Annotated in this window: 16 protein-coding genes; 10 read left to right on the top strand and 6 right to left on the bottom strand. The window is 62.2% G+C overall.

Translation table 11 applies throughout. The features are described 5' to 3' along the window. Positions 1-32: 32 nt before the first annotated feature. The gene (locus MUO32_RS04105) at positions 33-629 is read right to left on the bottom strand and encodes an amino acid synthesis family protein (protein WP_257946947.1); all 597 of its coding nucleotides are present in this window, start codon (positions 627-629) and stop codon (positions 33-35) included. Then, positions 626-1,210 (bottom strand): amino acid synthesis family protein, encoded by a 585-nt coding sequence (locus MUO32_RS04100; RefSeq protein WP_257946946.1) that lies wholly within the window; start codon positions 1,208-1,210, stop codon positions 626-628. The genes MUO32_RS04105 and MUO32_RS04100 overlap by 4 nt, the downstream gene beginning before the upstream one ends. A 274-nt stretch (positions 1,211-1,484) precedes the next feature. Between MUO32_RS04100 and MUO32_RS04095 the strand changes: the two genes are divergently transcribed. From MUO32_RS04095 to MUO32_RS04055, 9 genes are all read left to right on the top strand, one after another. Then, entirely contained in the window at positions 1,485-2,486 is a 1,002-nt protein-coding gene (locus MUO32_RS04095; RefSeq protein ID WP_257946945.1) for a BMP family protein, read from the top strand. Positions 2,487-2,620: 134 nt separating this feature from the next. Continuing rightward, positions 2,621-4,150 (top strand): ABC transporter ATP-binding protein, encoded by a 1,530-nt coding sequence (locus MUO32_RS04090; protein ID WP_257946944.1) that lies wholly within the window; start codon positions 2,621-2,623, stop codon positions 4,148-4,150. Next, positions 4,147-5,202, top strand: a complete 1,056-nt coding sequence (locus tag MUO32_RS04085; RefSeq protein ID WP_257946943.1) for an ABC transporter permease — start codon at positions 4,147-4,149, stop codon at positions 5,200-5,202. Before MUO32_RS04090 ends, MUO32_RS04085 begins: the two co-directional genes overlap by 4 nt. Then, positions 5,190-6,185: an ABC transporter permease gene (locus MUO32_RS04080; RefSeq protein WP_257946942.1), complete on the top strand. Its 996-nt coding sequence runs from the start codon at positions 5,190-5,192 to the stop codon at positions 6,183-6,185. The genes MUO32_RS04085 and MUO32_RS04080 overlap by 13 nt, the downstream gene beginning before the upstream one ends. A gap of 26 nt (positions 6,186-6,211) precedes the next feature. Continuing rightward, positions 6,212-7,231 (top strand): nucleoside hydrolase, encoded by a 1,020-nt coding sequence (locus MUO32_RS04075; RefSeq protein WP_257946941.1) that lies wholly within the window; start codon positions 6,212-6,214, stop codon positions 7,229-7,231. A 12-nt stretch (positions 7,232-7,243) separates the two neighbouring features. Then, the gene (locus tag MUO32_RS04070) at positions 7,244-8,167 is read left to right on the top strand and encodes a nucleoside hydrolase (RefSeq protein ID WP_257946940.1); all 924 of its coding nucleotides are present in this window, start codon (positions 7,244-7,246) and stop codon (positions 8,165-8,167) included. Between the two features lie 33 nt (positions 8,168-8,200). Continuing rightward, positions 8,201-9,289 carry an ABC transporter ATP-binding protein gene (locus MUO32_RS04065; protein WP_257946939.1) on the top strand — a complete coding sequence of 363 codons (1,089 nt, stop codon included), beginning with the start codon at positions 8,201-8,203 and terminating at the stop codon, positions 9,287-9,289. A 105-nt stretch (positions 9,290-9,394) separates the two neighbouring features. Further along, a complete protein-coding gene (gene lhgO / locus MUO32_RS04060) occupies positions 9,395-10,582 on the top strand; it encodes an L-2-hydroxyglutarate oxidase (protein WP_257947167.1) in 1,188 nt (395 codons plus the stop codon). 184 nt (positions 10,583-10,766) lie between these two features. Then, on the top strand, positions 10,767-11,435 hold the full coding sequence (locus MUO32_RS04055) for an XRE family transcriptional regulator (protein WP_257946938.1): 669 nt from the start codon (positions 10,767-10,769) through the stop codon (positions 11,433-11,435). Positions 11,436-11,470: 35 nt separating this feature from the next. Here MUO32_RS04055 and MUO32_RS04050 read toward each other — a convergent pair whose 3' ends face one another. From MUO32_RS04050 to MUO32_RS04035, 4 genes are read right to left on the bottom strand one after another with little or no spacing between them, the layout of a single operon-like run. Beyond that, positions 11,471-12,043: a sarcosine oxidase subunit gamma family protein gene (locus MUO32_RS04050; protein ID WP_257946937.1), complete on the bottom strand. Its 573-nt coding sequence runs from the start codon at positions 12,041-12,043 to the stop codon at positions 11,471-11,473. Next, positions 12,036-14,993, bottom strand: coding sequence for a sarcosine oxidase subunit alpha family protein (locus tag MUO32_RS04045; protein ID WP_257946936.1), 2,958 nt, complete (start codon positions 14,991-14,993; stop codon positions 12,036-12,038). Before MUO32_RS04045 ends, MUO32_RS04050 begins: the two co-directional genes overlap by 8 nt. Next, on the bottom strand, positions 14,990-15,262 hold the full coding sequence (locus MUO32_RS04040) for a sarcosine oxidase subunit delta (RefSeq protein ID WP_257946935.1): 273 nt from the start codon (positions 15,260-15,262) through the stop codon (positions 14,990-14,992). The genes MUO32_RS04045 and MUO32_RS04040 overlap by 4 nt, the downstream gene beginning before the upstream one ends. A gap of 9 nt (positions 15,263-15,271) precedes the next feature. Continuing rightward, on the bottom strand, positions 15,272-16,522 hold the full coding sequence (locus tag MUO32_RS04035) for a sarcosine oxidase subunit beta family protein (protein WP_257947166.1): 1,251 nt from the start codon (positions 16,520-16,522) through the stop codon (positions 15,272-15,274). A 90-nt stretch (positions 16,523-16,612) separates the two neighbouring features. Between MUO32_RS04035 and MUO32_RS04030 the strand changes: the two genes are divergently transcribed. Beyond that, the gene (locus MUO32_RS04030; RefSeq protein ID WP_257946934.1) at positions 16,613-17,602 is read left to right on the top strand and encodes a GlxA family transcriptional regulator; all 990 of its coding nucleotides are present in this window, start codon (positions 16,613-16,615) and stop codon (positions 17,600-17,602) included. Positions 17,603-17,631 lie beyond the last annotated feature (29 nt).

The following is a 17,631-nucleotide window of genomic DNA, read 5'->3' as shown; positions in this document are numbered from 1 at the left end:
CTTTTTCGTTTCGGTTGAGCCGGCGAAGATGCTCAGATCAAGCCGTCCTTGCCGACAATCTTGTCCACCGTCAAACCGCCCACCCGCGGGAGCGGACGGCCGGAATCGGTGACGGCAATCGCAACGGCGATCTCGTTTGCGCGCGGCGCATCCGCGACGCGAACCTCCATGCCGTCGAAATGGGTTCTGACCCGTGCGGCATCCTTGTGGCCGAGCGGAATGTCGAACGGTGCACCGGGCGCACCGCGCTTCTTCGACGACGGTATGAGGGCAGCGCCGCCGCCCAGAACATCGCGAAACGGCGCGCCGAGTTCGGGATGAAGGAGCGCCGCGGCGTGCTCAAGCTCTCCATCCTCCCCCACCAGGGCAGCCTTGCCGAAGCTCTCCACCGCGCCGGCCGGCACGCCGAGGGCGGCAACCGCCCGTTCAGGCAGGATGCGCCCCAGCGCGCGGCCGATTGCCATCAGAGGTGTCAGGTCCTCGACATACCGTCCCGAGAACGGGTTTTTGATCACAGCGACGGAGGCGGCGCGGCGCACCGGCTTGTCCAGAACCTTTCCACCCTCGATGAAGGTTTCCTCGACAACGGTGACGATGCGGCGGACGCCCGTATCCTCGATACCGCTCATCGCAGGCCGTCCTCGCCCTTGATGTCACTCGCCTTCAGGCCGCCCACACGGGCGTGAATGCGCGGGCCTGTCGTCATTGCGAGCACGACGACCATCTCGTTGGCGCGCGGCGCGTCGTTGATGCCGACCTCGATCGCATCGAAGTGGCTGCGGACATAGGATGCGTTGACGTGGGTGATGGGGATATCGAGGTGAGTGCCCAGTCCGCCGACTTTCTTCGTGGAAGGTACGATGGCCTTCGCATCGCCCAACATCTCTCGCATCGCATACCCGCCCGGATTGTGCCAGAGCGCGGCGTGCTCAAGCTCGCCGGCCGCGCCGACAATCGCCCCTTTTCCATATCCCTCCACTACGGCTGGATCTCCGCCGAGCGCATCGAGAAGACGCTTGGCCATATCCAGCCCGAGGGGACGGAGCGCATCCATGAAGGGGGCGATGTCTTCGACATACCCGCCGGCAAAGGGGTTCTCGATCACGGCAAGGACGGCCGCCCGCTTCAGCGGGGTTGCGGCTTTCGGTCCCCCCTCGTGGAAAATCTCATCGACCGAAACGACAATCTTGCGTACTTTCACGTCCGCCATCTGAAAACTCCCAAAACTTGTTAGAGTGGAAACAATTCTCTTCGCCCCGGGAAATGTCAAGCCAGCGAAAGGAAAATCGGTGGGTTAGCCCGGAATTCGCTAATTATCGGCCATTACTCATGACATCATCGTCAAAATTGACCATTCAAACTCACAAAAAACGATTGACAAGAAAAAATAGGATGCGCAATCTTTTGTACGACCATCAATGAAATCGACACCCAAGATCGATGCGATGGAAACGCCTTATGGCCACCAGAGGGATTGAACCGCCATGAAGAATTTCACCCAGTTTTTGGCAGCCGGCGTCGTGCTCGCTGCATCCGCAATGCCATCCTTTGCAGCAGACAAGGTCAGCGTCGCAGCCATTTCCGGGTATTTTGCCCAAGGCTTCGGCGTCTCGATCGTCGAAGGCCTCAACAAGGCAAAGGCCGACTTCGGCATCGATCTGAAGCTCGTCGATACCGGCAATCGCGCGCTCGACTACGAAGAGCAGTTCGGCAACCTTGCCAAGAGCGGCGAATACGACCTCATCTTCGTCATGGGTTGGGAACTGGTCGATGCGTTGCAGAAAGTCAGCGCCGCCTATCCGAACCAGCGTTTCGTCTTCATCGACGGTGTGCTCGACAGCGACAAGATCGTCTATGCAAGCTTTGCTGAAGAGCAGGGTTCGTTCATCGCCGGTGCGCTTGCCGCGCTGGTGGAGAATCTTGGACCTGAATTCGACAAGATCGGCGACGGCAAGGCCATCGGCTTCGTCGGCGGCCGCGATATTCCCGTCATCCGCAACTTCCTCGGCGGCTACGAGCAGGGCGCAAAATACGCGGTTCCCGACGTGAAGGTAAATTCCGTCTTCGCCGGCACCTTCGACGATCCCGCCAAGGGTAGCGAGCTCGCCATGGCGCTTTACGGCCAGGGCACCGATATCGTCTACAATGTTGCTGGCCCGACCGGTGAAGGCGTCATGCAGGCAAGTGCCGCCGCCGACAAGTATTCGCTCGGCGTCGATGTCGACATGTGCGCCAGCGCACCGGGCAACGTGCTCGCCAGCATGCTGAAGCGTGGCGATATCGCCGTCTACTCGATCATCAAGGACGAAGTCGAAGGCAAGCCCGCCAAGCCGGGTGTCCGCACCTTCGACCTCGCTTCGGGCGGCGTCGAAGTCAAGCTTTGCGAAGATGTCGCCTCCAAGCTGCCGGCAGAGATTCCGGCGAAGCTCGAAGAGATCCGCAAGGAAGTCGTTGACGGCAAGATCCAGATCGTCAAAGCGAAATAACGCTTGAGCCGGCGGGCGGGAGAGGTAAACCTCACCCTGCCCGCCGTCTTGAAATTTCCCCCTGTTCTGTCCGCTTGGGAAGGCTGTCGATCGGCGTGAGCCCGGCTGCCATCCTTGCTATGATCGCTTGAAACATGACTTTAGCTGTCGACCTCAAAGGCATTACCAAACGCTTCGGCGCCTTCACCGCCAATGCGGGCATCGATCTTGCCGTACGACAAGGCGAGATCCACGCCATCATCGGCGAAAACGGTGCGGGCAAGACGACGCTGATGAATGTCCTGTTCGGCCTTCTCCAGCCGGACGAAGGCACGATTGCCCTCAACGGCAAGGCCATGGCCATCGATAGCCCGGCCGTCGCCATCGACGAGGGTCTCGGCATGGTACACCAGCATTTCAAGCTGGTGCCGTCGCTGACGGTTGCGGAAAATATCTTTCTTGGCATGGAGATCCGCCGGAGGGGACTGATCGACCGTGCCGCGCAGGTGGAGCGCACGAGGGCGCTTTCCCAAAAATTCGGCCTCAAGGTGGATGCCGAGGAACGCGTCGCCGGCCTCTCCGTCGGCATCGAGCAGCGCATCGAAATTCTCAAGGTTCTCGCACGCAACGCGCGCACGATCATTCTGGACGAGCCGACGGCGGTCCTGACGCCCCAGGAAAGCCGCGACCTCTTCCAGACGCTGCGCAGCTTCGTCGACGACGGCATGACCGTCATCTTCATTTCCCATCACCTCGAAGAAGTCATGGCCGTTTCGGACACGATCACCGTCCTGCGGGACGGACGCGTCGTTGCGACCCGGCCCAAGCAGGAGCTCTCCAAACGTGAGCTTGTCCGGCTCATGGTCGGCCGCGACGTCAGCTTCGATCGCCGTCCACGCGAGGTCGCTCAAGGGAAAGCCGTGCTGGAGGTCCAGGATCTCTGGGCGCGCGACGACCGGCGTCTTCCCGCACTGAAATCTGCCAGCTTCTCCGTTCGTGCAGGCGAGATCGTCGGCATTGCCGGTGTCGCAGGAAACGGCCAGACCGAGCTTGCCGAAGTGCTTTCCGGCCTGCGCGAGGCAAGCCACGGACAGGCAAAACTGCATGGCAAGGAGCTTGTCGGCCGTGCACCCGCGGAAATCCGCGCCCTTGGACTTGCGCATGTCCCCGGCGACCGGCTTGCCCGCGGCGTTGATCGCAATGCCTCGCTCTCGACGAACATCCTGATGGGACGCCAGGACAAGGCTCCCTTCGCCAAACACGGTGTCATAAACTGGACCGTCGTGCAGGACGAGATGCGCGCGCTGATCAAACGCTTCGATATTCGTGCGCGCGGTCCGAAGGACGTGGCAAGAAGTCTCTCCGGCGGCAACATCCAGAAGGTCGTGCTGGCGCGCGAATTCACCGCCGGCGGCGACATGCTGCTGATCGACCAGCCGAGCCGTGGCGTGGATATCGGCGCGCAGGAAGCCATCCACGACGAGATCATGCGGCAGCGCGCGGAAGGTCGCGCGATCCTTCTCATCTCCACCCAACTCGATGAACTCAAGGCGCTCGCCGATCGCATCATCGTCATGTTCGAGGGGCGCATCATGGGGATCGTCGAGGGAAATGCCATGGATGAAGATGCGATCGGCCTGATGATGGCCGGCGTAGACCCAGCAGACGTGAAGGAACACGAATGAAAACGGCCCTGTTGCCCGACGGCCTGATCCGAACCCTGACAGGTCAGGCGCTTGCCTTCCTTGTCGCGCTGTCGCTCGGCGCCGTGATCATCCTGCTGATCGACGAAAATCCCGTGACCGTGTTCACGACGCTCATGCGCGGCGCCTTTGGCGATGCCGAAAAGATCGCTGGAACCCTGTTGCAGACGACGCCGATCCTGATCTGCGGCATCGCCGCCTGTATCGGGCTTCGCGGCGGCATGTTCAATGTCGGCATCGAGGGCCAGCTTTTCCTGGGCGGTTTCGCCGCCGCCTGGGTCGGCTTCGCCTTCGCCCTGCCGCCGGTCCTGCATGTCCTCGTGGCAATCGCCTGCGCCGTTCTTGCCGGTGCCGCCTGGGTCGCGATCCCCGCCTTTTTCCGTGTTCGCTACGGAACCAACGAGGTGGTCTCCACCATCCTGGCGAATTACATCGCAACCTTGCTGACCTCCTATTTCACGATCTTTCTCTTCAAGCGTCCGGGCGGTTGGTCCGAAACGCCACCAATCCTTCCGTCAGCCTATTTGCCCGAACTCTTCTCCTTCTCGCGGTTGAACATCGGGCTGCTGATCGGTCTGTTCCTGGCAATCGCCACGGCGGCGTTTTTCCGATGGGCCTCGACCGGCTATGCGGTGACGATGGTCGGATCCGCTCCCAAATTCGCGGAATATGGCGGCATCAATGTTCGCAAGGTGGGTTTTGGCGTTCTGCTCGCGTCCGGTGCGGTCGGTGGCCTTGCCGGCGGCATCGAGACTCTCGGCGTGCACCACCGCTTCATGGAAGGCTTCGCCCCCGGATTCGGTTTCGACGGCCTGATTGCCGCCCTGCTCGCAAACGGCTCGCCGATCGGCACCATCATTACCGCGCTGTTCTTCGGTGCGCTGAGAGCGGGATCGCTGCTGCTCGAGGTCGATACGACGGCGTCACGGGAAATCATCACCGTCATTCAGGCCCTGATCATCCTCGCGGTCTCTGCGGACCTCATGATGCGCCGACGCGGCGATCGCACGGGAGAGCGTCGATGGAAGTTCTAAGCACTATCTTCAACGTCGCGTTGATTGTCGCGACGATCCGCACCACGGCACCGATCCTGCTCGTTGCGCTCGGTGGCTCGTTCACCACCAAGGCCGGTATCTTCAATATCGGGCTTGAAGGACAGATGCTGATCGCCGCCTTCTTCGCGGTGCTTGGCTCCATATGGACCGGCTCCTCCCTCGGCGGGCTGGTGATCGGCGTGGCGGCGGCGCTTGTCTTCGCCCTCGTCTTCGCCGTCTTGGTGATCAGCTTCCGCGCCAATGAAGTGGTCGTCGGCCTGGCCCTCAACATTCTCGCCGGCGGCATGACCGTTTCGCTGATGAAAGCCATCTTCGGCACGCGCGGCTCGATCGTCGGGCGCGGCATCGTCGGCTTGCCCAAGGTGCATATTCCCGGTGCCCGCGACCTCCTCGGGCCCTATGCCCAGCTGATCTCCGGCTATACGCCGCTGATCTATGTCGCGTTCATCGCGGTGCCCCTGCTGGTCCTGATTTATGGTCGTACACGGCTCGGCCTTTATATCCGCGTCGTCGGCGAGAAGCCGGAGGCGGCGGAAGCGCTCGGGATTTCGATCGTCAAGGTCCGCTATATCGCAGCCTTGCTTTGTGGCCTGCTGGCGGGCCTGGCGGGCGCGCATATGTCGCTCGGCTACATCACGATGTTCACGGAAAACATGTCCTCCGGTCGCGGGTTCATGGCCGTCGCGATCCTGATTTTCTCGGGTGGCGATCCCTGGCGCGTGCTGGCCGGCTGCCTGCTGTTCGGCTTTGCCGACTCCCTGTCCCTACGGCTGCAGACGTTCGGTTTTCCGTCCTATCTTGTGCTTGCCGTACCCTATGCGGTGGCCCTGACGGCGCTGTTCGCGCTGTCCTGGAAAGCCCGCCCGAAGTTTATCCGCGAAACCATCGAAACGATGCAGCGGGCACTTTCCATCCACCCGGCGAAATCTGAAACGCCGGACGCTCCATCCAACCGTTCCTGATCTTTTTCACCTATCGAAGGCTTGTCATGCAACGCATCATCCTCGACGTTGACTCCGCCGGAGACGACATTCTCGCCGTCCTCTTCGCCGCCGCCCATCCCGACATCAAGCTGGAGGGCATCACGACGGTCACCGGCGCCGCCGGCCCGATCACGCAGGTCACCAACGTCGTCCTCAATACGCTGTCGCTGGCCGGGCGTGACGACATTCCCGTCCATGCCGGCGCATGGCGGCCGATCGTCGGAAATTCCAAGGCGGACATGGAGGCTCCAGTCCACTTCGAAAAGCGGCTGATTGCACGGTTCGGCGATCGCCTGAAGACCTTCAACCCCCCTGCCCCCGCGCCGAAGCGCAAAGCGACGCCGGGGCATGCCGTCGATTTCATTATCGAAACCGCCAAGGCGCATCCCGGCGAACTGACCCTCGTCACGACGGGACCGACGACCAATGCGGCGATGGCCATTCTCCAGGAACCGGCGCTGCCGTCGCTGCTCAAGAACATGCTGGTTCTCGGTGGTAACTTCTCGACACCCGGCAACATAACGCCGCTCTCGGAATACAACATCTGGGCTGACCCGGAAGCCGCCCGCATCGTTCTGAATGCCGACTGCCCGAAAATCCTCGTGCCACTCGACATCTGCGAAGACAATCGCGTTGCCGACAGCATGCTGACCCGCGACGACCTTGCCGACATGGCAACCGGTGCGAAGGACAATGCGGTCATCGACATGATCGGCGAGGTGTTCCCGATCTATATCGACATCTGGCGCGAGTTCTTCGGGCTCGTCGGTTTCCCGATGGATGACGTGATCACGGTCGCGCTTGCTTTCGCTCCGGATCTCGTGACCACCACAGCACCGCTGTTTGCCGATGTCGTCATCGAGAAGGGTATCGCACGCGGCCAGACCGTTGCCTATCGCGGCCATCAGATCCTCCCGGGCGGAGACGGCCCGAAGACGACACGCATCGCCACCGACCTCGATGGCCGACGCTTCCTCGACATGTTCAAGACGACGATGGCGCGCTACGAGCGCCCTGCTGCCTGAAGGATCAGACCCATGGCCACACCTATCCTCTATGACTGCGATCCCGGGCACGACGACGCCATCGCGCTCGTCATGGCGCACCGCTCGCCGGCAATCGAACTGGTGGGCGTTACGACCACCTGCGGGAATGCGGAACTCGAACGCACAACGGCGAACGCCATCCGTGTTCTCGATTTCCTCGGCGCCACGAATGTGCCGGTTGCGGCCGGCTGCGCCCGCCCGCTCGTCCGCCCGCTGGTTCTCGGCACCGCCGATGGTCCGAGTGGCATGGACGGCTCGCCCTATCTGCCGGAGCCGAAGCGCGGCCCCATCGCCCAGCACGCGGTCGATTTTCTTGCCGAGAAACTAGCCGCGGCTGATGAGCCCATGACGGTCGTCGCCACCGGCCCGCTCACCAATATCGGCCTGCTCGTCTTGAAGCACCCGGAAGTCCTCTCCAAGATCAAGGAGCTGATCTGGATGGGCGGCGTTTTCTATCGCAAGAGCGAGATCATCACGCCGACGGAGTTCAACGCTTTCTGCGACCCTGAATCGCTGAAGATCGTGCTCGAAAGCGGCGTGCCGATCACGATGGTCGGCCTGGATGTGACCATGCAGGTGCTGATCGAGGCCGAGCAATATGAAGAGCTTGGCAAGATCGACACACAGCTCGGCAATCTCGTTATGGACTGGCTGCGCTTCTACGAAAAGCTCCACCGCAACTCGATGGGCGTCGGCGGCGCGATGCACGACCCGCTGGCACTGGCGCTGGTGATCGATCCCACGCTGGTTCGCACCCGGCCGGTCCATATCGGCGTCGACCTCGGCGGCACCTATGCTTTCGGGGCGACGGTTGCCGACTTCTGGAAGGAGCGCGGCGAGCCCGACAACGCCCGCATTGCCTATGAAGTGGATGCAGACCGCTTCTTCAAGCTGATGTTCGATCTGCTGAGGTAACGACTGCACGGGCATCGAGCTGGAGAAAACCGCATGTCAGGTCTCGAACTGAAGAATATCCGCAAGTCCTACGGCGCCGTCGATGTCATTCATGGCATCGATCTGGAAATCAGGAAGGGTGAGTTCGTCGTTTTCGTCGGCCCGTCCGGCTGCGGGAAATCGACCCTGCTGCGCATGATCGCCGGTCTCGAGGAAATCAGCGATGGCGACATGTTCATCGAGGGCGAACGCGTCAACGACGTGCCACCCTCGAAGCGCGGCATCGCCATGGTCTTCCAGTCCTACGCGCTCTATCCCCACATGACCGTCTACGACAACATGGCTTTCGGCATGCGGATCGCCGGTGAGAGCAAGGAGGAGATCGACCGCCGGGTGCGCTCGGCCGCCGATATCCTCCAACTCACCCAGTATCTCGACCGCCTGCCCAAGGCGCTCTCGGGCGGCCAGCGCCAGCGCGTTGCGATCGGCCGTGCCATCTGCCGCGATCCCAAGGTCTTCCTGTTCGATGAACCTTTGTCGAACCTCGACGCGGCGCTGCGTGTCGCCACCCGCATCGAGATCGCCAAGCTCAACGAGCAGATGGCCGACACGACCATGATTTACGTGACGCACGATCAGGTGGAGGCGATGACGCTTGCCGACCGCATCGTCGTGCTTTCGGCCGGCCATATCGAGCAGGTCGGCCCGCCGCTCGAACTTTACGAGCGCCCGGCCAATCTCTTCGTCGCCCGTTTCATCGGCTCACCGTCCATGAACGTCATTCCGGCGAAGATCATCGCCGCAGGCGAGCAGACGACGGTCGAGCTTGTCGGCGGAAAGCGCGATACGCTCGCCATCGCCACGAAGGCGGACGAAGCGGGAAAGACCGCGAGTTTTGGCGTGCGGCCGGAGGATCTGCGGATCGCGGAAGGCGACGACTTCCTCTTCGAAGGCATTGTCTCCATCATCGAGGCGCTCGGCGAGGTCACGCTCCTCTATATCGAAGGCCTCGTCGCCAACGAACCGATCATCGCCAAGGTGCCGGGCATTCTCGATGTTGCACGCGGCGCAAAGGTTCGCTTTACTGCCGATAAATCCAAGCTTCATCTTTTCGACGAAGCCGGCAAAAGCTATCGCTCGTGATCATCCGGTCTTTGAAGCTCGGACCGACCACCATCGTCCACGCTCGATTGACTTTGCCGCTGACGCCGACAAGTCAAAACTGGACATTCAAGAGCCCTTGATATGATCTTCGACTATTGCGTCATCGGTGGCGGTATCGTCGGCCTGGCAACCGCCATGCGACTTCTCGAATCAAGGCCGGGCATCAGTCTGGTCCTGCTGGAGAAGGAAAATGAGCTCGCGCAGCACCAGACCGGCCATAACAGCGGGGTCATCCATGCTGGAATATACTACCCGCCGGGCAGTCTGAAGGCGGAGCTTTGCCGCAAGGGTGCTGCGGCGACCAAGGCATTCTGCGCGGAGAATGACATCCGCTTCGACGTGTGCGGCAAGCTGCTGGTGGCGACATCCGATTCTGAAACGGCACGGATGGAGGCGCTATATGAGCGCTCGAGGCAGAACGGAATCGAGGTCGTCAGGCTCGGCGCCGGCGAACTGAGGGAACAGGAACCGAACATCAGCGGCCTCGGCGCACTGCTCGTTCCCTCGACCGGAATCGTCGATTATTCCGAGATCTGCCGAGCCATGGGCCGGCGTATCGCAATGCTCGGTGGTGAAATCCAGCTGTCGACGCGCGTATCCGGCATCCACGAACGCGTGGACGCCGTCGACATCGACGCCGACGGCAAAAGCTGGCAGGCGAAGAAGCTGATCGTGTGCGGTGGCCTGCAATCCGATCGGCTGGCACGGCTCGCAGGCCTGAGCATTGACCATCGCATCGTTCCCTTCCGGGGAGAGTACTACCGTCTCCCGGCTGAAAAGAGCGCCATTGTCCGCCATCTCATCTATCCGATCCCTGACCCCGCGCTGCCCTTCCTCGGCATACATCTCACCCGCATGATCGATGGCGGCGTAACGGTCGGCCCCAATGCGGTCATCGGCTTTGCCCGCGAAGGCTATCCGCGCCTCTCCGTCAATCTCTCCGACACGGCCGACATCGTGCTTTTCCCGGGATTCTGGAAAACCGCCTTCGCACATCGTAAATCGGCGATGAAGGAATTCCGCAACTCCTTCTGGAAACCGGGTTATCTTGAGGAATGCCGGAAATACTGCCCTAGCCTCGCCCTGGAGGATCTTCTGCCCTGTGACGCGGGCATTCGCGCGCAAGCGGTGCGTAACGATGGCACGCTGATTCACGATTTCCTTTTTGCCGAAACCGATCGCATGCTGCATGTCTGCAATGCACCGTCTCCTGCAGCCACGTCAGCGATCCCTATCGCAGAAATGATCATCGCCCAAATGGAAGGGGCGTGAGCCGAAGTTCACCCTGAGAATGCCGCTACCTTGCCACCGTCGATGCGGACCGGCTCGCCTCGCATCTGCAAAGTCTCGGAAGGGCCTAAGACACCGCCTTGATGCGGCGTTTCCACTCAGCCGAAAAATTTCCTCCGAATAACGAGATGTTTCCTGTAAGGAACATAATTCGCAGGAGATTACGATGACCGATAAGCACGAGAAGGACGGGCAGAAGCTGGCCCTGTTGTCCCAGGATCCGCACCGGGTTCGCGAGCCCCGCGAAAACAATCTGGAAATGGCGATCGGGCACGAGGTTCGAACCTATCGCAAAGCGCTCGGCATCACCGTCACCGACCTCGCAACCGCGACGGGCATTTCCGTGGGCATGCTGTCGAAGATCGAGAACGGCAACATCTCACCCTCGCTGACCACGCTGCAAGCCCTGACCAGAGCGCTCGGCGTGCCGCTCACGGCGTTCTTTCGCCGGTTCGAGGAGCCACACAATGCGACATTCGTCAAAGCGGGGGAAGGCGTGAATATCGAGCGGCGCGGCACGCGCGCTGGGCATCAGTACAGCCTGCTCGGTCACATCGCCAACAACACCAGCGGCGTCACGGTGGAACCCTATCTCATAACGCTGACGACCGAGTCCGACGTCTTTCCGACGTTCCAGCATGAAGGCATGGAGTTCCTGCATATGCTGGAAGGCGAAGTGGTCTACCGACACGGCGATCAACTCTACACGATGCAACCGGGTGACAGCCTGTTCTTCGATGCCGATTCACCGCACGGACCGCAGGAACTGGTTCATCTGCCGGCTCGTTACCTGTCAATCATCAGCTACCCGCAAAAGCGGAACCAAACCGTCTGATTTTGCCTTGCGGAAATTCAAAGCCTGGCGACCGCCTATTGCGTCGCTCTTGCGTCCACGCCGAATTCAAGGCTCATCTGGATCAGCTCATCCCACAGGCTTTCGGCAAAGCCACGCAACACCAGTAGCTCAAAACTTTCCGCGCCTGTTCGGGTGATCAGCGCCGAGATGTGGCCGATCAGCGTCATGGCGGACCGGCCGACGGGGAAGCTGGCTCTGTCGAGATCGACGGCCGTGCCCTTGGCAAGGACGGTTTCGACCGCCCGTCCGCTGATGCCGATCCGGATACGGCCGTGGCCCTGGTCGGAAATGGAGGCCATGCCGTCCAGCAGCGGCGTCTTGCCGAAAATTTCCGCAGCGGAAAGGGCCGCGTCGCCGATGACGAACCATTGTCCGGGGCCATAGGGACGCACCGCATGAGGGCTGCCATCGCCGATCCGTGGGATCAGGTCTTGCAGATGGTCGCTGTCGCGCGCGGCGAGAACCTGCAGCACATGGCCTTCCGGCAGGGCGGTGAGTGTGATCCGTGCACCGGTTGACGGGGCACCGAACGAGCCGGCCTTGGCACCGGCAAGGGCTGGTCGGTGAAGGAGCGCAAAATCAGCCATGGAGCTTTCCGTTTTCCGGGTCGAAGAAGACCGGGCTGCACAGCACGGCCTTGGTGTATTCGTTTTTCAGGTCGTTCCAGACGGTGACATGCTCGCCGTGGCGCTTCGGGCCATGCTTGACGAGGGCGAGGCCGATGGTCGAGCCGAGGTTCGGCGAGTAGCAGCTGGAGGAGACATAGCCATGGTCGTTTTCGAGCGACGGAACAGCACCCTCCGAGAGGATATGCGAGCCGGTCTTGAAGGTCGTCGCCGGATCGAGCGGCTTGACGCCGACCAGCGAAAGCCGGTCCTCCGCCATCAGGCCTTCGCGCGAGAGCATCGCCTTGCCGATGAAGTCCGGCTTGGTCGTGGAGACCATCTTGGCGAAGCCGAGATCCGACGGGATGACCGTGCCGTTGATCTCGGAATGGGTGACATGACCCTTCTCGATGCGCATGACACCCAGCGCCTCGACACCGTAAGGGCAGATGCCATGCGGCTTGCCGGCGTCCATGATCGCATCGGCGATCGCTTCGCCGTAGCCGGCAGGGACTGCCAGTTCATAGGCCAGTTCGCCGGAAAACGAGATGCGGAACAACCGGCCGGTCAGCATGCCGCCGCAGAGCGACACTTCCTTGGCGCTGAGGAACGGGAAGGCCGCGTCGGAAATGTCCTCATCCACCAGCGTTTGCAGGATCGTGCGCGATTTCGGACCGGCAACGGCAATCTGCGCCCATTGATCGGTCGAGGAGGCGAACTGCACGTCGAGATCGGGCCAGAGCGCCTGAGCGCAGAATTCCAGATGGTTCATCACGCCTGCGGCGTAAGCCGTGGTCGTCGTCATGAAGAAATGGGTTTCGCCAAGGCGGCTCGTCGTACCGTCGTCGTAGATCATGCCGTCTTCGCGCAGCATCAGGCCGTACCGCGCCTTGCCGATGGGGAGCTTCAGGAAGGCGTTGCAGTAGACCCGGTTGAGGAACTCGGCGGCGTCCCGGCCAAAAATCTCGATCTTGCCGAGCGTGGAGACATCGCAGATGCCGGCGTTCTTGCGGACATTGAGCACTTCGCGATCGACGCTTTCGCGCCAGGTCGTTTCGCCCGCCTTCGGGAACCAGGACGAGCGATACCAGAGGCCTGTTTCGACGAAGACCGCCCCGTTCTTCCTCGCCCAGTCATGCAGCGGCGATTTGCGCACCGGCTGGAAATGCTTGCCCTTGGAGGCGCCGGTCAGCGCGCCGAAGGAGAGCGGCGTATAGAACGGGCGGAATGTCGTGGTGCCGACGTCGGCCGGCGAGACCTTTCGCGCTTCGGCGAGAATGCCGATGGCGTTGATGTTCGACAGCTTGCCCTGGTCGGTTGCCATGCCATTGGTGGTGTAGCGTTTGGCAAGCTCGACATGGCCATAACCTTCGCTGACCGCGAGGCCGAGGTCCTTGAGGTGCACGTCGTTCTGGTAGTCGACGAAGGCCTTGCCTTTCGATCCGTGGACCCGCCAGAGCGGCTTGGAGACGATTGTCGTATCGGCCTTTTCGGCGAATGCGGCGCTGGCCTTCGAAAAGCCGAGCGCTAGCAAAGTGGACGCAGCCTTTCCGGCGCCGTCTGCAAGGCAGGCTTCAATGCTGCCGATGCTTGCGGCGGCACCCACAACGGTCAGCCCTTCCTGGGCTTGCGGAGCAAGGAATGCGGCCTTTGCATCGGACCAGACCGGCTTTGCGCCGCGATGGCAGGCGAGATGGATGATCGGGCTCCAGCCGCCGGCCATGCCGAGTGCATCCGCCGCGATGGTTTCCGTGCGGCCGTTGTTCAGCACGGTCACGCCCTTGAGGCTCCGGCCGCCCTTGGCATCGACGACCACGGCGCCGGGCAGGATGCGTGCCTTGCCGGACCATGTGCGCGCGGCATCCGGGCGGCTGTCGACGATGGCCGCGACATCAAGGCCGGCGGCTTCGAGATCGGCGGCGGCCGCGTAGCCGGAGGCGTCGTTGGTGAAGATGACCGTGCTCTTTCCGGGCGCGATGGCCTGCCGGTTGAGATAGGAGCGCATGGCGCCAGCCATCATCACGCCGGGAATGTCATTGCCGCCGAAAACCAGCGGACGCTCCTCTGCGCCGGAAGCGAGGATCGCCTGTTTGGCGGCGATGCGCCAGATGCGCTCGACCGGCCGGTTCGGGTCTATCGTGGCCGTGTTCTTCTGCACGCTTTCGACGGCGCCAAACACATTGCCGTCGTACCAGCCGAAGACGGTTGTCCGGGAGAAGATGCGGACATTCGGCATATCCGCCAGCTCGGCCAGCGTCTGGGCCAGCAGGTCGCTCGCGGATTTTCCACTGACTGGTGCCGTTTCTGACAGCAATGAACCGCCGGGTTCAAAACCTTCATCGGCAAGAATGACGCGGGCACCGGCGCGGCCGGCGGTCAGGGCGGCGGCGAGGCCGGCGGGCCCTGCGCCGATGACCAGCAGGTCGCAATGCGCCCAACATTTTTCGTAGCTATCGGGATCGGGTTCATAGGTGGCGCGGCCGAGGCCTGCGGCCTTGCGGATGATCGGCTCGTAGACCTTTTCCCAGAAGGCGGCCGGCCACATGAAGGTCTTGTAGTAGAAGCCGGCGCCGAGGAAGGGCGAGAGCAGGCTGTTAATAGCGCCGAGGTCGAAATCGACCGAGGGCCAGCGGTTCTGGCTCTTGGCGGTCAGGCCGCTGTAGAGCTCGACCAGCGTGGCGCGGGTATTGGCCTCGGTGCGTCCGCCTTCGCCGATCGTCACCAGGGCATTGGGTTCGGCGGCACCCGCCGTCAGGATACCGCGCGGGCGATGATACTTGAAGCTGCGGCCGACGAGCTGGCGGCCGTTTGCCAGAAGCGCAGAAGCCAGCGTGTCGCCGGCAAAACCCTGCATCGGTTTGCCGTCGAAGGTGAAATCGAGCGGCTTGGCGCGATCGATGCGGCCACCCCGGGAAAGACGATAGGACGTCATGCGGTCGCTCCCTCGGCGCTGGCATCCGATACGGCATGGATTGTGTGGGTCATCGTATCGCGCTCGACCACCAGCCAGCGGCGGCAGCCGGATGTGTGGTGCCAATGTTCCTTATGGCGTCCCCGCGGATTGTCGCGCAGGTAGACGTAAGCGTGCCAGGCGTCCTCACCGGCATCCGGCGCCGGGCGGGTGATGCCGGCATCGCCGCGAACGGTGAATTCTTCCTTGGGGCGCGGCCCGCAATGGGGGCAGGCGATCAGGCTGGCCATGAAATGTCCTCAGTGCAGGTTGGGTTGCGAGCCGACGCCCTTTTCATCGATCATCCGGCCGCGCGCGAAGCGGTCGAGCCTGAAGGCGCGGCCGGTCTCGTGCGGTTCGTTCCTGGCGATCAGATGGGCGTAGCAGAAGCCGGAGGCGGGCGTGGCCTTGAAGCCGCCGTAACACCAGCCGGCGTTCAGGTAGAGATTGTCGATGTGGGTGCGGTCGATGATCGGCGAACCGTCCATGCTCATGTCCATCACCCCGCCCCAGGAGCGCAGCACCCGGACACGCGACAGCGCCGGGATCATCGCGACGCCGGCCTCGGCGACATGCTCGACCGTCGCGAGATTGCCGCGCTGCGCATAGGAATTATAGCCGTCGATATCGCCGCCGAAGACGAGGCCGCCCTTGTCCGACTGGGAGACGTAGAAATGACCGGCGCCGAAGGTGACGACATTGTCGATGAACGGCTTCAGCCCTTCGGAAACGAAAGCCTGCAACACATGGCTTTCGATCGGTAGCTTCAGGTCGACCATGTCGGCAACCACGGTGGAATTGCCGGCCGCCGCCAAGGCCAGCTTGCCGCAGCCGATAAAGCCCTGGCTGGTCTCGACGCCGGTGACACGGCCGTTTTCGCGGCGGATGCCGGTGACCTCGCAATTCTGGATGATATCGACCCCGCGCATATCCGCGCCACGGGCATAGCCCCAGGCAACGGCGTCATGGCGCACGGTGCCGCCGCGCTTCTGCATCAGCGCGCCCTGGATCGGGAAACGGGCATTGTCGAAATCAAGGAAGGGCAGCATCTGGCGCACGGCGTGGCGGTCGAGCAGGTCGGCATCGACCCCGTGCAGCCGCATGGCGTTGCCGCGCCGCGTATAGGCGTCGCGCTGGGCGTCGGAATGATAGAGGTTGAGCACGCCGCGCTGGGAGACCATGGCGTTGAAGTTGAAATCCTGCTCCAGCCCCTCCCAGAGCTTCATCGACAGCTCGTAGAACGGATTGTTGCCCAGCAGCAGGTAATTGGAGCGGATGATCGTGGTGTTGCGGCCGACATTGCCGGAGCCGATATAGCCCTTTTCCAGCACCGCCACATTGGTGACGCCGAATTCCTTGGCGAGGTAGTAGGCCGTGGCCAGACCATGCCCGCCGCCGCCGATGATGACCACGTCATAGTGGTTCTTCGGCACCGGACTGCGCCACGCCGGCGCCCAGCCCTTGTTGCCACGCAGGGCGTTCAGGAAAACGGAAAAGGCAGAGTAGCGCATGGCAATCGAATCCCGATGGAGCATGCCGATCATGACAGGATTGCGTTTCGGCACTTGCAGAAAAGAGACGCTTTGAGCCATGATTGAGCCATGGCCTCAGATGACCTGAAAAACGTCCAGAAGATCGGCTTTATCCTAATCCCGGGATTTGCGCTGATGTCCTATGCCTCGGCAGTGGAGCCGCTGCGGGCCGCCAACCTTTTGGCCGGCCGGGATATTTATGCGCTTTCGGCGCATGTCGTCGAAGGGAATGTCGGGATGACATCATCGGGCATTCCCGTTCCCGCCATGCCGCTGCCGGGCCGCGGTGCCGGTTTCCACACCGTCTTCGTCTGCGCCGGCGGCACACCGGTTGACTGGAACGTGCCGGCCGTCCTGGCGTGCCTGCGCCAGCTTGCCCGCGACGGCGTGCGCATCGGCGGCATTTCCGGTGGTCCCTATCTCATGGCGGCGGCGGGATTGCTGGAGGATCGCGACTTCACCATACACTGGGAACATGCCCCGGCCCTGGTGGAGGCCTTTCCGCGTCTTGCACCCCGTCAGGCGCGCTATGTCCTCGATGGCAACCGCATCACCTGTGGCGGCGGCGTGGCCCCGCTCGACATGATGCACGCGCTGATCTCGGAGCGCATGGGCTCGGATTTTGCCCGCCGGGTGAGCGACTGGTACCTGCATACCCAGGTCGAAAGCTCCGGGGCACCCCAGCGGGCTTCGCTGGCGGAGCGTTACGGGGTCAACCATCCGGGCCTGCTGATGGTGCTGGAAAAAATGGAAGCAACGATCGAGGCGCCACTCGACCGGCAGGCCATGGCCAAGCTGGCCGGCATTTCGCCACGTCACCTCGATCGGCTTTTTTCCAGCCTGATGGGCTCGTCCTTCCTGCTCGAATATCGGAAACTGCGGTTGGATCACGCCCGGCGCCTATTGCAGCAAAGCCCGCTTTCCATCTCCGAAATTGCCTTCGCCACCGGGTTTTCCAGTGCCGGGCATTTCGCACGAACCTACCGCGCGGCCTTCGGCGAGCCGCCGGGCGCACACCGCCAGTCCGCAGTGCCGACAGCACGGATGGAATTGCTTTAAAAGAAAATAACTTTCCTCGTAGTTGAAAT

The organism is Shinella sp. CPCC 101442 (genome assembly GCF_024704725.1).
Taxonomy (GTDB): domain Bacteria; phylum Pseudomonadota; class Alphaproteobacteria; order Rhizobiales; family Rhizobiaceae; genus Shinella.
The sequence above is the reverse complement of the archived record's forward strand: the minus strand, read 5'-3'. Positions and strand labels throughout refer to the sequence as shown.